The organism is Pseudomonas sp. NFACC37-1, from assembly GCF_900101575.1.
Classification (GTDB): domain Bacteria; phylum Pseudomonadota; class Gammaproteobacteria; order Pseudomonadales; family Pseudomonadaceae; genus Aquipseudomonas; species Aquipseudomonas fluorescens_AA.
Genome location: NZ_FMUZ01000057.1, coordinates 1 through 15,083, shown reverse-complemented (window position 1 = coordinate 15,083; position 15,083 = coordinate 1). Strand labels below are relative to the sequence as shown.

Annotated in this window: 11 protein-coding genes; 5 read left to right on the top strand and 6 right to left on the bottom strand. The window is 62.4% G+C overall.

What is annotated here, in order from left to right:
* Positions 1-144: 144 nt before the first annotated feature.
* A complete protein-coding gene (locus BLP82_RS29135) occupies positions 145-2,025 on the bottom strand; it encodes a methyl-accepting chemotaxis protein (protein WP_092176837.1) in 1,881 nt (626 codons plus the stop codon).
* Positions 2,026-2,279: 254 nt separating this feature from the next.
* Between BLP82_RS29135 and BLP82_RS29130 the strand changes: the two genes are divergently transcribed.
* The 3 genes from BLP82_RS29130 (at position 2,280) to BLP82_RS29120 (ending at position 6,362) form a co-directional block, all read left to right on the top strand.
* Complete coding sequence (locus BLP82_RS29130; RefSeq protein WP_092176834.1) at positions 2,280-2,780, top strand: sigma-70 family RNA polymerase sigma factor; 501 nt, start codon at positions 2,280-2,282, stop codon at positions 2,778-2,780.
* The gene (locus BLP82_RS29125; protein ID WP_092176831.1) at positions 2,770-3,771 is read left to right on the top strand and encodes a FecR domain-containing protein; all 1,002 of its coding nucleotides are present in this window, start codon (positions 2,770-2,772) and stop codon (positions 3,769-3,771) included. Before BLP82_RS29130 ends, BLP82_RS29125 begins: the two co-directional genes overlap by 11 nt.
* Positions 3,772-3,857: 86 nt before the next feature.
* On the top strand, positions 3,858-6,362 hold the full coding sequence (locus BLP82_RS29120; RefSeq protein WP_092176828.1) for a TonB-dependent siderophore receptor: 2,505 nt from the start codon (positions 3,858-3,860) through the stop codon (positions 6,360-6,362).
* Between the two features lie 197 nt (positions 6,363-6,559).
* Here BLP82_RS29120 and BLP82_RS29115 read toward each other — a convergent pair whose 3' ends face one another.
* Positions 6,560-7,633 carry a fatty acid desaturase gene (locus tag BLP82_RS29115; RefSeq protein WP_092176826.1) on the bottom strand — a complete coding sequence of 358 codons (1,074 nt, stop codon included), beginning with the start codon at positions 7,631-7,633 and terminating at the stop codon, positions 6,560-6,562.
* A gap of 100 nt (positions 7,634-7,733) precedes the next feature.
* Between BLP82_RS29115 and BLP82_RS29110 the strand changes: the two genes are divergently transcribed.
* The gene (locus BLP82_RS29110; protein ID WP_092176823.1) at positions 7,734-8,738 is read left to right on the top strand and encodes an AraC family transcriptional regulator; all 1,005 of its coding nucleotides are present in this window, start codon (positions 7,734-7,736) and stop codon (positions 8,736-8,738) included.
* A 65-nt stretch (positions 8,739-8,803) separates the two neighbouring features.
* Here the strand turns inward: BLP82_RS29110 and BLP82_RS29105 are convergent, their stop codons facing one another.
* Positions 8,804-9,490: a Crp/Fnr family transcriptional regulator gene (locus BLP82_RS29105; protein WP_092176820.1), complete on the bottom strand. Its 687-nt coding sequence runs from the start codon at positions 9,488-9,490 to the stop codon at positions 8,804-8,806.
* Positions 9,491-9,577: 87 nt separating this feature from the next.
* Here BLP82_RS29105 and BLP82_RS29100 point away from each other — a divergent pair, with 87 nt between their 5' ends.
* Positions 9,578-10,102, top strand: coding sequence for an Mpo1 family 2-hydroxy fatty acid dioxygenase (locus BLP82_RS29100; protein ID WP_092176817.1), 525 nt, complete (start codon positions 9,578-9,580; stop codon positions 10,100-10,102).
* 158 nt (positions 10,103-10,260) lie between these two features.
* Here the strand turns inward: BLP82_RS29100 and BLP82_RS29095 are convergent, their stop codons facing one another.
* From BLP82_RS29095 to BLP82_RS29085, 3 genes are read right to left on the bottom strand one after another with little or no spacing between them, the layout of a single operon-like run.
* Positions 10,261-12,483, bottom strand: coding sequence for a GMC oxidoreductase (locus BLP82_RS29095; protein ID WP_092176814.1), 2,223 nt, complete (start codon positions 12,481-12,483; stop codon positions 10,261-10,263).
* Positions 12,480-12,989, bottom strand: a complete 510-nt coding sequence (locus BLP82_RS29090; protein ID WP_092176811.1) for a sorbitol dehydrogenase — start codon at positions 12,987-12,989, stop codon at positions 12,480-12,482. Before BLP82_RS29090 ends, BLP82_RS29095 begins: the two co-directional genes overlap by 4 nt.
* Complete coding sequence (locus BLP82_RS29085) at positions 12,979-14,346, bottom strand: cytochrome C (RefSeq protein ID WP_092176808.1); 1,368 nt, start codon at positions 14,344-14,346, stop codon at positions 12,979-12,981. Before BLP82_RS29085 ends, BLP82_RS29090 begins: the two co-directional genes overlap by 11 nt.
* Between the last annotated feature and the right edge of the window lie 737 nt (positions 14,347-15,083).

Sequence of the window (15,083 nt, the reverse complement as noted above, 5' to 3'; positions counted from 1 at the left end):
GGGGATGCATCCCGTGACGCTCCGCGTCACCTTCCAGAAGCGGAACGCGGAGCGTCCCTGGCGGCATTCCCACGCAGGAGCGTGGGAACGATCGAACCGCCGGTCCCTTGCTCGCGAAGGCGGTGGCTCGGCTTTCGACTGGGGTCAGATCTTGAAGCTGTCCACCAGTTGCTTCAGTCGATTGGCTTGTTGGGACAAGGCATCGCAATCCTTCAGGGTTTCATTGAGGTTGGCCACGCTTTGCTGGTTCAGCAGATTGATGTGGCTGACGTCCATGTTGAGGGTTTCGACCACGGCGGTCTGTTCTTCGGTCGCGGCGGCCACCGACTGGTTCATGCCGTCGATCTCACCAATGCGCTGCGTCACGCTGACCAACCGCAAGCCGGCCTGGTTGGCCACTTCCACGCTTTCTTCGCTGGAGGTCTGGCTGGCATTCATCGTGGTGACCGCTTCACGGGAGCCGACTTGCAGCGAGGTGATCATCTTGTGGATTTCTTCCGCCGACTCCTGGGTACGGTGCGCCAGGTTGCGCACTTCATCGGCCACCACCGCAAAACCGCGTCCGGCTTCACCGGCACGGGCCGCTTCGATGGCAGCGTTCAGGGCCAGCAGGTTGGTTTGCTGGGAGATGCCCTTGATCACGTCCAGGATGTGCCCGATGTTGTCGGTGCTGGCGTTCAGGGTTTCGATCTGGGTGCACGAGAGGCTGATCTTCTGCGACAGCTCGGTCATGGCCTGGATGGTTTTTTCCACCACCTGGCGACCGTCATCGGCCTGTTCGCTGGCACCGCTGGCATGCTGCGAGGCATCGGCGGCATTGCGCGCGATTTCCTGGGTCGCGGCGCCCAGTTGGTTGATGGCCGCGGCCACGCTGTTGGTGCGGGCACTCTGCTCATCCGAGCCGACGAGCGAAGCGTTGGACGAGGTCATCACCCGCTGCGACAGGTCATGCACCTGACGGGTAGCGGAAGACACTTCCGAGATCGACGCATGAATCCGCTCCACGAACTGGTTGAACGAACCACCCAGCACCGCGAACTCATCCTTGCCCTGTACCACCAGGCGTCGGGTCAGATCGCCTTCGCCCTGGGCAATGTCCTGCATGGCGCGACCCATGGTGGTCAACGGGCGCATCAATACCTGGATCAGCATGCTCAGCAGCAACGCAATGGCCGCCACGGCGACGAACATCGCAATCAACGCCGACGTACGGAACTGGCTCAACGGCGCATAGGCCTTGGCCTTGTCGATCGACAGGCCGATGTACCACTCGGCATTCGGCAGACCCGCCACCGGGGTGAACGAAAGAATGCGGTCCTTGCCATTCAACTCGACCTCCTGGATACCCTTGCCAATGCGCACCGGGGTGCCGGGGTAGATGTCCTTGAGGTTCTTCATCACTTGGTCTTTATCCGGGCTGACGATCACCTGACCGTCGCCGCTCACCAGGAACGCATGGCCGATACCACCGAAGTCCACGGAGTTGATGATTTTCACCAGGGTTTCCAGGCTCAAGTCGCCGCCCACCACGCCGAGCAGTTCGCCGTTGTGCTTCACAGGCAGGGCAACGGTCACCACCAGGCCACCCACCGCCGCCAGATACGGCGGAGTCAGCATGGTTTTATCGGCGGTCACCGCCTGTTTGTACCAAGGGCGCTGACGCGGGTCGTAGCCGTCAGGCATTTTCGCGTCAGGCCGTTGGGTGAAGACACCGTTGGCCTGGCCCACATAAGTGAACTGGAAGTTCGACGTCAGCGCCGGCTGGTCGACCAGCCCCGGCAGATCGGCAGTAGCCCCCTGATGCGCGATGTTTTGCGCCAGGTTTTCCAACACCAGTATCCGGCCACTCATCCAGTTCTGGATGCTGCTGGCCGTCAGGTCGCCGGATTGCTCGATGGACGATTCAAGGCTGCGGCCAATGGTGTTGCGCTGCAAATAATCGTTGTAGAGCGTGAACAGGGCAAAAGCCAGAACCACCACACCAGAGGCGGCGAGAAGGATTTTGTGGCTGAACTTTAGATTCATCGATGGGGCTTCTTATGCAAGGAGTGGGGGTGCATTCCAGATTGCAACGTTCCATATATAACAGCGCGGGCGGTTGTCACTTCGCTCCACTTTGGTGCACGCATATCAGTCTGTCGGCAAGCCTGTACAAATAATTAGGGATTCGAAGAAATAGGCGACGGGAGGACAAGGCGGGCGAACGGTGGTTGCAAATTCGCCGGGCGATGATGACAATGCGACCTATTATCATTTGTAACATCCAGGCCGTCGCGTCCATGTCATCTCCCGAGTTTGCAGTACAGGCGCTCTACAGCCGGCATCACGGCTGGCTCAATACGTGGCTGCGCACCCGGCTGGGCAATGCCGCCGACGCAGCGGACCTGGCCCAGGACACCTTCGTGCGCCTGTTGCAGCGTAGCGAACGCCTGGAGCTTAGGACCCCCCGCGCCTTTTTGCGAACCATCGCCCAAGGTCTGGTGATCGACCATTGGCGGCGAGCCGAAATCGAACGCGCCTACCTGGAAACCATCGCTCACCTGCCGCCAGCCCAAACCCCTGGTGCGGAGGCCCAGGCCTTGATCCTGGAACTGCTCGAAGCCATTGCCAGGATGCTCGAAGGCCTCAAGCCGAAAGTGCGCAGGGCCTTTCTGTTGGCCCAGTGCGAGGGCCTGACGTACAAGCAGATCGCCGAACAGATGGGCATCTCGCTGCGCTCGGTGGAGCGCTACGTCGCCGATGCGCTGTACCACTGTTATGTGTTGCGCTATGAAAGCTGAGCCGGCGGACCATTTGCAGAGCCGCCGCAACGGCCCGTCGCAACAGGTGGTCAGGCAGGCGATCAACTGGCTGCTGCGCCTGCGCAATCACACCGCTCACCCGACCCTGCGCCAACAGTGCGACACCTGGCGCGCCGCCCACCCTGAACACGAACTGGCCTGGCAACGGGTGCAATCGCTGCACAGCGAATTGACCTCGAACCTGCGGGCGGTGCCCGGTGCCCATGTCGCCCTGGACACCCTGGAAAACAGTGCCCAGCGCCTCAGTCGTCGCCAGGCCCTGAAGTTGCTGTCGGGCATCGCCGTGGTGAGCGGTGCGGCATGGCTGGGCAAGGACCTGGGCTGGCAAGCGTGGAATGCCGATTTCGCCACCGCCACCGGTGAACGCCGAGGTTTCCAGTTGCCGGACGGCACGCGGCTCGAGCTCAATACCCACAGCGCCGCCGACCTGGACTTCAGCGCCCGGCAGCGCCTGATTACCCTGGCCCACGGCGAAATCATGGTCACCTGTGGCCGCGACCCGGGGTGGCCGCTGCTGGTGAAAAGCCGGCATGGCCTGTTCGAAGGGCTGGAGGGGCGCTTCGTCGTGCGCCAGGACAGCGACTGCACGCGCTTGAGCGTCACCAGCGGACACGTCGTCATCCGTTCGCACCCCAACAGCGATGGCACGCCCATCCAGGTCGAGGCCGGGCAAAGCTATCTGATCACTGCATCGACAGCGGCCCTGGCACCACCGCTGGCCATGGACGCAGGCGCCTGGGCCGACGGCTTGATCGTCACGCGCAACATGCGCCTGGAAGACTTTCTCAATGAAGTAGGACGCTACCGCCCGGGCTATCTGCACTGCGCGGCGTCGATCGCCGACCTGCGCCTGTCGGGGGTGTTCCGCTTGGAGGACACCGACAAATTGCTGGCCGTCCTGCCCCGCACGCTCCCGGTACAGCTGCGCTATCGAACCCGTTGGTGGATCACGGTGGAACGCCTGGCTTGATTTTTTTTTGGCGGGTTTCAGACCGGCGTCCGGCTAGGACAGTAAGCACCCCTTATCTGCCTTCAGCGACTCCTACGGAACCTACAATGACTGAGCGCGTACCTCTCAAGAACCCCTTCGGCTTTTCTTCGCAACCGCGCCTGTTGCGCCAGGCGATTCACGCCGCGCTGTTCTCCACGGCGCTGGGAGTCAGCATTGTGCCGATGCTCGCGGTGGCCGCACAAAACGGCGTCACCGCCAGCCGTCAGAGCTACAACATTGCCCCCGGCCCATTGAGCGATGTGCTGAACCAGTTCGCCCGCCAAGCCGGGATCACCCTGGCAAGCACCCCGGCGCAAACCGGCGGCGTCCAGTCCCCGGGGCTCAAGGGCGAGTATTCGCCCGACCAGGCCCTGAGCCAGTTGCTCAGCGGCTCAGGACTGGTTGCCGTCAGCCAGGATGGCAGCAGCTACGTGCTGCAAACCGAGACCGCTGGCAGCACACTGGAATTGCCGACCACCGACATCAAGGGCTTCGCCCTGGGTAACGCCTTGGGCAGCATGGAAGGCTACAACGCCACACATAGCCAGGTCGCCACCAAGACCAGTACCGCCCTGCGGGAAACCTCCCAGAGCGTGTCGGTGGTCACCCGCGAACAAATGGACGACCAGGGCGCCCAAACCGTGTCCCAGGCCATGCGCTACACCCCCGGCGTGCTGACCAACCCCTACGGCGCCACCCACCGCTACGACTATGTGGCGATGCGCGGCTTCAACGACGGCTCGGTGGATAACATCTACCTCGACGGCCTCAAGTCCATGGGCGACAGCGGCACCTACAGCTCCATGCAGGTCGATCCGTACTTCCTCGAGCGGGTCGACATTCTCAAGGGCCCGTCCTCGGTGCTCTACGGCCGCAGTTCGCCGGGCGGCCTGGTGGCGCTGACCAGCAAGAAGCCGCTGTACGAGGCCTATCACCAGATCCAGGCCACGGTCGGCACCCAGGGCCAGCGCGGCATGGGCTTCGACTTCAGCGGCCCGGTGGATGACGAAAAACGTATCACCTATCGCCTGATCGGCCTGGCGGACAGCTCCGACACCCAGTTCGACCACAACAAGGAAAAACGCTTCGCCCTCGCACCCACGGTGAACATCGACTTCAGCGAGGACACCTCGCTGACCCTGCAAGCCTACCTGCAGCATGACCCCGACGGCGGCTACCACGGTGGCATGCCGGCCGACGGCACCTTGCATCAGCGCAACGGTCGACGGATTTCCGAGCACTTCTTCGAAGGCGAACCCGGCATCGACCGCTATGAGCGTGACCAGCAGTCGTTCGGCTACCAATTCGAACACCGTTTCAACGATGTCTTCACCGCCCGGCAGAACTTCCGTTACCTGGATTCCGAGGTCAAGAACGATCAGGTCTATGCCTATGACTGGACCACGCCCACCAGCAACGAGCTGAACCGCTACTACACCGGTGCCGAAGAAAAGCTCCATTCGTTCATCGTCGACAACATGCTGCAGGCTGAATTCTTCATTGGCGCGACCAAGCACACCGTACTGATGGGCGCCGACTACCAGCGCCGCAAGACCGTGGTCGACTGGACCAGCGGCAGCCTGGCGCCGATCAACGCCTTCGACCCGGTCTACGGCAACTCGGCCATCAGCTACTTCAGCCCCACCAGCTACCTGCGGCGCCTGGAGCAGACCGGCGTCTACCTGCAAGACCTGATCGAAATGGACAAGTGGCGCTTCTCCCTCGGCCTGCGCCAGGACTGGGTGCAAACCTCGGATGAGAACCGCATCGCTGAGTTCGGCCGTCCGGAAGGCACCGAGATCAACGACAAACGCACCAAGCTCACTGGCCGTGCCGGGGCGCTGTACCTGTTCGACAATGGCCTGGCGCCGTACATCAGCTACTCCGAGTCGTTCAACCCCAACTCCTATGCCGACAGCGCCGGCAACCCGCTACCGCCGACCGATGGCAAGCAGTGGGAACTGGGGTTGAAGTACCAGCCACCGGGCACCGATGACCTGTACACGGCCTCGCTGTTTCGCATCGACCAGGAAAACCTGGCGACCAAACTGCCCCAGGACAACTTCTACCGCGCCATCGGTGCCGTGCGCTCCCAGGGCCTGGAGCTGGAAGCGCACCTGCAGTTGACCGAACAATTCAAAGTGCTGGGCAGCTACACCTTCACCGACATCGAATACTCGAAATCGATGGTCAGCACCCTCAGCACGCCCACCGACATCATCGAAAACAAGGGCAACTCACCGACCCAGGCGCCGCGCCACATGGCCTCGGTCTGGGCGGACTACACGTTCGACAGCGGCGCCCTCGATGGCCTGCGCCTGGGCGGCGGCGTGCGCTATGTCGGCTATAGCTGGGCCGATGCGGAGAACACCATGAAGGTGCCGTCCTACACGTTGTTCGATGCCTCGGTGGGGTATGACCTGGGCAAGGTCGGCTTGAAGGGCGTGGACGTACGCCTGAACGCGAACAACCTGACGAACGAAAGCTACGTCGCCTCGTGCGCGAGCCTGAGCTATTGCTACATGGGCGAAGAGCGCAATGTGGCGGCGACGGTGAGTTACCAGTTCTAAGCGCCACAGGCTTGATCGTTCCCACGCTCCGCGTGGGAATGCATCCCGTGACGCTCTGCGTCACCTTGCAGAAGCGGAACGCGGAGCGTCCCTGGCGGCGTTCCCACGCGGGAGCGTGGGAACGATCGATCCGCGCTAGCCGGCCCACCACTTTCCCTCGCCACAGATTCTGCTTCTGCTCTTTGGACGGGTTAGCTTCAAACCCGAACCGTATCCCCTTCCTCCCGCACCATAGCTTCCTGGCGCACAAACCGATTCGCCCGCCCGAACGTGCCGAAGTCATTGAACCGCACGCCCATCTCCCGCATCACCTTGTGAGCCACCGGCACTGTCAATTGGCGAATGTAGAACGGTTCCTTCACCACGAAATGATGAATGCCATGACTGCTGCCGAAGTTGAAGCAGAACGCCTGCAACGGCCACAACCACCAGGGATTGAGCACCTGGGTTTGCTGGATGACGTTGCCCGCCTCGATGTCGCCGTAGTAGTGCATGTTCGAACTGATGAAATGCAGGCAAAAGGTGCGCAGTACATTCGGCCCGATGATCACCACCGCCGCAATATCGATCACCTGCATCGTCGCCAGCGTGGTGGCCGACCAGTCAATTGAAGTCCCCAGCAGACTGGCGACACCGTTGGCCCCGTGGAAACCGAGGAACACATACCAGGCGCCCCAGTGCAGCAACGCCAGCGGGAAATAAACCTTCAGCGTGCGCTTGAGGATGCTGCGCTTGTGCACCCAGGTCTTGGCCCGCAGCAGGCGGATGAAGGCCGACATCACGTTGTCACCCACCATCAGCAACCGCGCCAGCCCCCAGGGTTCGCCGTTGGTGATCGCCCGTTCCTCCATGTCGGCCTCGCTGCCGGATACCTTGTGATGGTTGAGGTGCAGGTGGCGGCGGATCCACGGGTTGATCGTGCTCGGCCGCGCCAGCCACACCAGGCCCATCATCAGGTTGTGGGGCAGGCGCTGCTTGCGGAAATACATGCTGTGGATCAGGTCGTGTTCCAGCTCGTGGGTCAGGGACGCGAAAAACCCGTTGAGCAACAGGCATGCCCACCCGGCCAGGTGACCGTTGATGTAGAGCAGCGCCGAACCGATCATCCCAGCCAGGGCCAGCGCCAGGATGCCCGCGCCCAACGCATCCTGGTGGCGCAGGATCGGATAACGCTGGCGCAACTCCTCGCCCCGGGCCAAGACCACCTGGCGAACATGGGCCGCTCGTTGTTGTGCATTCAATCGCTCGGGGCTTGCGCAAGTGCCGTGCATGGCTTACATCCTCTGTTAGAGATGTGCTCATCCTGCCGGGCGTTGTCCCATGGGGTGGTAGCCGTAAACGCCAACCTGTTGACCGCAAGCGCCAATCGTCATGACTGAACCGACCTCCCTCGCCAGCTGGACCCGCGCCCTGCGCAAGCAGCTCGATGCATTGGGCCTGGACAGCCATGCCCTGTGCGTCGAGGCGGGTCTCGACCCGCAATGGATGGACGACCCGAACGCCCGTTACCCACTCTCGGGCACCACGCGCCTGTGGGCCTTGGCCGTGCAGGCCAGCGGTGACCCGGCCATCGGCCTGCGGGTGTCGCGCTTCGTCAGCCCCACCACGTTTCACGCACTGGGTTATGCCCTGGTGGCCAGCGGCAGCCTGCGAGAAGTGTTCGAGCGGATCGTGCGCTATCACCCGGTAGTCAGCGATGCACTGACCCTGCAACTGAGCCGCGGCGAAGACCGCTACCGCTTCAATCTCGATGTGCCCCAGGACAGTCCGTCACCGGCCTTTGAAGCCATCGATGCGTTCGCAGCGATTTACGTGCGCACCTGTCGCAACCGTCTCGGCCGTGATTACGCACCACTGGCGGTGTACCTGCGCCGCCCGGAACCGGCAGACCCCAGCCCATGGCACAAGGTGTTTCGCTCGCCGGTGCATTTCGGCGCCGCCCAGGATTGCCTGGAGTTCAACCTCAGCGACTTCGACAGCCACCTGGACGACGCCAACCCCGAACTGGCCGAGCACAATGAAACGGTGCTCGAACGCACCCTCGCTCAGCTCAAGCCTCTGACCTGGGAACGCAAGGTACGCGCGGCCATCGAGGCCCAACTGCCCGAGGGCGAGCCCAGCGCCGAACGCATCGCCCAGGCCATGCACCTGAGCCTGCGCAGCCTGCAACGGCATCTGGCTGACGAAGGCTGCCGCTTCGACGCACTGCTCAACGAATGCCGGGAAAACCTCGCACTGCTGCACCTGCGCGATCCCCAATGTTCGCTGAGCGAAGTCAGCTACCTGCTGGGCTTTGCCGATTCCAGCAGCTTCAGCCGCGCCTTCAAGCGCTGGACCGGGATGACGCCGGGGCAGTTTCGGGATGGGTTGCGCTAGGGATTTGCGTTGGCTGGGCTGGCCCTATCGCGAGCAAGCTCGCTCCCACAGGGTCCAAGGCAGGTTCAGATTGTGGTCAACGCCCGCAATCGCTCGATGTCGAGGATTTCGATCTCGCCATAGCCCAAGTGGAGAATGCCCTGGGCTTGCAGGTCCTTGAGGATCTGGTTGGTGGTCTGGCGGGACAGCGAGAGCATCAGCGCCAGTTGCTCCTGGGGCAGCTGCAAGACCCGGCGCGGCGGTTCGATTTCGCCGTAGCCTTCGGCGATCATCAGCAGGCGGTGGGCCACACGGGCCGGGGCGGGCATCAGGCTCAGGTGTTCGAGGTTGATGAAGGTCAGGCGCAGTTTGTGACTCATCAACAATGCGAGATGCCGCCAGTAGACCGGTTGCGCTTGCAGGAAGGCCAGCAACGGCGCCTGGGGCACGTGCAGCAGCGTACATTGACCCACCACGACCGCATCATGGGTCCGTGGCTGGCCATCGAACAGGCAGATTTCACCGAACCAGTGAGGTGCCTCCACCACGCTCAGCAACGCCTCCTTGCCCTGTTCGTTCACCGCACCGACGCGCATCGCGCCTTCCAGCACGGCATACAGCCCACAAGGTGGATCGCCGCGCTGGAACAGCCGATGCCCCGCTGGCAGGCGGCGCACCCGCGCCATGCCCAGCAGACTATTCTGTAACTCATCAGGCAGATGGCTGTACCAGTGGCCGGCCATCAGGTGCGAGTGCCAGGGATGCGAATTCATGGAAACTCCGGGACAAGTGTCGGCTAACTGACAGAACGCCTCGTGGTACCCGGGCATCATGCAGGCATCACCTCAGGAGGAACAACAATGAAAAACCTCGTCGATCATCTCAGTCAATACGCTGCTTATCACCGAGACCCGCGCAACATCGCCAGTCATTTCATCGGGATCCCGCTGATTTTCGTCGCCGTCGCCGTGCTGCTGTCACGCCCCGGCTGGCCAGTGGGCACGGTGCTGGTGTCGCCAGCGCTGCTGGCGGCGGTGGCCAGCGCCTGGTTCTACCTGCGCCTGGAGTTGCGCCTGGGGGCGCTGATGACGGTGCTGCTGGGCCTGGCGGTATGGCTGGGCCAGGTGCTCGCCGCGCAAAGCACCTGGGTATGGCTGGGCAGTGGCCTGGGGATGTTCGTGGTGGGCTGGGCGATCCAGTTCGTCGGCCACTATTACGAAGGCCGCAAGCCGGCGTTCGTCGACGACCTCATCGGGCTGATCGTCGGGCCGTTGTTCGTGGTGGTGGAAGCGGGCTTCCTGCTGGGGCTTCGCGGCGAACTGAAGCGGGCCATCGAAGAGCGTGTCGGGCCGGTGGCGTTGCGCAACCAGCGTTCGGCGGCGTGAAAAAACCATGCCCCTCTGTGGAAGCGAGTCTGTGGGAGCAGGGCTTGCCCGCGAAGGCATCGCCTCGGTCTATCAGCTACACCGAGGTGTTTGCATCGCGGGCAAGCCTTGCTCCCACAAGCTCGCTCCCACAGGAGTCAGGCCTTACTGCTCATGCGTTACAGGGCACCGAACTCGACCCGGATGGTCAGCGCGCCGGTGTTATCTTTCAAGCCAGACCCGTGCTGCCCGGTCAGGTCATCGTTGATGCACAGTTGCAGCTCCCCTTGCTGATTGCCCGGAACCTGCGCCAGATCACCCACCAGGAACGGCTTCCCACCGTTGCCCACGCGACCGATCAAGGCGCCTTCGGCGGCACCGGGCAAGGCATAGCTGCTGTAGTCGATGTGCCTCGAACCGCCATTTCCATCGACATTGCCACCCTGCGGACTGGCACACCATAGCCCACTGACGTAGCGAACCAAGCGCGGAACCAACCCGTTGACCTGCACGCCAGTGCCCTGCCAGGCGATGTTGGATTGGACTTGCATCGTCACCGCCTTCAGGTCGTTGGCCACAGTGTCCCCGGCCTGGAACGACAACGCTGCGATCGTCAGGCTCGGGTTCGAAGTGCCGGTGCTGGGGAACACCCCATCGCCCACCAGGAACAGGTTCTTGTGGTCCCAACTGCGCTGGTCCTTGTCCACCACCGACTTGGTCGGATCATCCCCCATGCGGTAGGTGCCCATCAGGTGCCCGGCGCCCTGGAAGGTGTAATCCTCTTCTTTGTACCTGAATTTCCCTTGGCCAATGGGTGCTGTCAGCTCCACGGCGCCGAGCAGGTTCTGGATGATGTGGCTCGCCAATATCTTCGCCTGCCTGAAACCTTCCTTGGTGTAATCGGACAGGTCGTAGTGGATTTCCGGTCGAAGAATGCCGAGCCCGTCCGTGAGCTTGTCCGTCGAGGGCACGATGTAGCTCTTGGCCTTGTCGGGCTCCTTCTCCACCTGCTCCACCAAAAAGCCGATCCGAAACTGGCGGATGAACAGGTCGTTGAGCCGTTGAATCAGGGCCGTGCCGTAAAGCGCTTCAGTGGGCGGCGGCGGGTTCTCTTTCGATGGCAACGGGTTGGTGCAGCTTTTGTTCTTGCCATCGATAAAATCGGCCACGGTGACGTAAGGGTCACCCACCGGCCAGTTCCAGCCCTCGTTGCCGATTTCGATGCGCCACGCCGCTCGCTGGCTGCGGAAGTCGCCGTCACGCAGGCTCTCGATGCCCGCCGTGGACACCGGCCCCCGATACGGAAACACCGTCTTGCCTTCCGGCATCAGCCCCCACGCCAGGTAAATCGGATGGTCGGACAGGCTGCGTCCGACCTGGCCGCTGCTATTGGCCACGCCATCGGGCCAGGCCGGGGTCTTGGAGTTGAGCAGCAATTTAGGGGTCTCGATGGCATGAGCCGCGATCACATAACGCTGCCCGATGGCCACGCCGGTGCCCGTCTTCGGTCCCTCGCCAAGCTGGTATTGAATGAATTCGACACCATTGATGTGCTTGTCCGGGCCCACGGTCACTTTGCTGGCCACGGTCCGGTACATGACCCGGACCTTGCCGGTGGCCAGGGCCTTGTTCAGGGTCACGGTGGCGTCGTACTTGGCCTGGATCGGGCAGATCGGCGTGCAGTTGGTATTGCCGGCGCACACCCGGCGCCCGGCGTAGGGCTGGGAGTTGCGCCCGGCCGGGGTCGGACTGACCACCAGCGGCAACCCGTCGAAGCTCTTGCCGGTCACGGCCGCGACAAAACTGCCATCGACCAACGACAACGGAATGCTGTGCATTGGGAATGAATAGCCCTCGGGAAAGGTCATGCCCAGGTAAGCCTGGTCGGCGACATTGGCCGACACCCCGATTTCCGCCTCCGCCCGGCAATAGGCGCTTTGCAGGTCGTCGTAGCCGATCGGCCAATCCACCCCGACGCCGTACTTGCTCCTCAGACGGAAATCGTTCGGCAGCATGCGCAGGCAGGTCCCGACCCAGTGCCAGGTCGTACCACCGCCCACCCGTTCATAAGTGCTGTTGAAGGGCAGCGGGCCCTTCTGCACCAGGTAGCTGGTTTTCGGTTTGTCCCAGCCAAGGATCAGGTCGGCGATGGTCGCTCGAGGCGCATTTTCCTTGCTCGGGTCACGCGGCGAATCCAGGGTCGACACTGGCGGATAGGGCGACTCCGGGGTCTTCAGGGTAGCGGTGTAGAAACGCTCCAGGTATTGCGCACGGTTGGCCGGGACCTCCGGACCCGATTCGAGCACCAGCACATCCACGCCAGCCATGCCCAACTGATAAGCGATGATGCTGCCGGCCAGCCCCGCGCCAACGATGATCACCTCGGCTTGCTCGGTACTCATGACGAGGCTCCCTGTGTGTTGGCAGGCACGCCGGTGTAGTCCTCAAGGCTCGGTGGCGTGGTGTTCCAATAGCCGAAAAACATCTCGCTGTAGCCCATGGGATGGGCCTGGGCGATTTTCCAGGCCCAGCTCTGGATGTAGGCCTGGTCGGACACCACCGTCGAGTCGGTCGATTTGTAGCTGCCAGTGGCATAGGGCTGATACCAGACCCCCAGCAACCACAATTTCATGATCGAACGCGCAGCTTGGGCCGCTTGCGTGACAGCCGGCCGCGATCCATCCATCAGCACCGCTTTGGCGATCTGGTCGGGGGGCACATTGTCCGCTGCCATCGTGGCGTATTGAGTCAGCAACGTATTGAGCACCTCAGGGGTGATACGCGGGGTGATGAACGCGAGAAAGATCGGTGGCAAACCCACCTGGTCGATCGGCGGTGCCAGCCGATCCGTGGGAATGCCGGTCAGGGCCGATGACAGGCCTATAAAGTTGTCCAGATCACTGCTCATGGTTGACTCCTTGTTCGCCAGTGGACTGTGCGCGTTCGAGCAAATAGGTGAAATCCGCGAAGCTGGTACGCGGCGACTCGGTGACATGGGTGGCCGCATTGCCGTGGCAAGCCATGCAACTGGAAGACGCCTGGGGCACGGTGCCCTGGATATAGGTTTCCAGCGTGGCGTTGGCCAGGAACAACGGCGCGGGGCTGCCCAGCGGGTTGGCGGCCGATACCTGGCAGTTCTTGGGCGGGTCTGACGGCCACTGGGTACTGATCAGTTGATAGTTCGCCCAGACACTCTGCTTGTTCACCGTACGCAACAGCGTTTGATAGGTGGTATTGAGGTTTTTGGTGGCTTCGGTCAGCGGCACTTCCCGCACGATCTGCGAGGGTGTCGCCTTGACTGCCGGGTTCCACGGCCGTGGCGGCGGCTGGTTGATGTCGCTTTTGCTGGCCGCGTTGTAGAACAGATAAGGCCCCGTGCGCTGGGCCACAGGCGTGTTTTTTTCCGGCACGTTTTTCACATGCTCGAAGGTTGACCAGACCCATTGCGCCGCGCTGGTAGTCTTATGGACCATATGCAATCCCACCAACCCGACCGACTCGGACACGCATGACTCCGCAACGATCGGCCCATGGCTCGGGTCGTTGTTGCCCGGCGTGTAGACCAGTGCATCGACGGTATGGAAATCCTGGCGGTTGTCGTTGGGGCCCAGCACTTTCCACGATGCCTTCACCATCACCGCACCGACCTGTTTGGTCTGGGTGGAACCACAGCTGAACGCCACGGTGTTGTTCGGATTGGCGGCGAAGAATTTCTGCTGGCCTTCGATGCTGTACAGGCCGTTGTCGACGATGCCGTCGAACATCGATTGGTTGACCACGATTTCGTTGCGCGTGTAGGTACCGTTCTGGTCCACCAACGGGCCGCTCTCGAAGGGCTGGATAAACTCATCCAGCACATCGGGCACCTTGCCCATCTGCTGCAACAGGCGACCGGGCTTGAGCGACTTGCACGCGTCAGGGAGCGTCGCCGATGCGTTCCAGGGCAGCGGCGTCTGGCCCTTGGCGCGGAAAATCTGGTAGCTCTCTTTCCAGCTCTCCCACACGGTGGCGCCATCCTGCTTGCCGATGGGCGTGCCGGTATTCGGATCACCGTTATCCAGCGCCGGCCAGTTCAGGGCAATGAAGGTCTGCCACGACAGCTCATCGAAATCGGCTTGCAGGCTGACCAGTGAAACGGGGTGGGTCACCGTGACATCGAAGGGTATCTGGGGGGACAACGCAGGGGCGGCGCTGGCGGCCGGAGCCAGCAACACGCCTAACAATGCACAGCCAAGCGGGCCATGCCGACTGACTTCCACTCTCATGTTTTCTCTCCTTGGCATCAGGGCACCAGGAGAGATAACACCGGTCCGTCATGGACTCTCACTTGCCTCCTGGCCTGTCAGAGTCTAGGTAGGGTTTGGGCGGGGAAAAGGCGTTGGTGTAGAACCAATCGAAGCAAGGTTGGGTGGAGTTATTCAGATTCTGATCGGGGGCAGTGAGGACGCCATCGCGAGCAAGCTCGATCCCATGGATTGGCTTGAAGCTGATCAAAAGCGGAACGCGGAGCGTCCCTGGCGGCATTCCCACGCAGGAGCGGGGGAACGATCGAACCGCCAATCCCCTGTGGAAGCGGGCTCGCTCGCGAAGGCGTCAGCCCAACTGGCGTGAAGCTGATCGTCCCTGGCGGCATTCCCACGCAAGAGCGTGGGAACGATCGAACCGCCAATCCCCTGTGGAAGCGGGCCTGCTCGCGAAGGCGTCAGCCCAACTGGCGTAAAGCTGATCGTCCCCACGCTCTGCGTGGGGATGCATCCCGTGACGCTCTGCGTCACCTTCCAGAAGCGGAACGCGGAGCATCCCTGGCGGCGTTCCCACGCAGGAGCCTGGGAACGATCGAACCGCCAATCCCCTGTGGAAGCGGACTTGCTCGCTAAAGCGTCAGCCCAACTGGCGTGAAGCTGATCGTCCCCACGCTCTGCGTGGGGATGCATCCCGTGACGCTCTGCGTCACCTTTCAGAAGCGGAACGCGGAGCGTCCCTGGCGGCATTCCCACGCAGG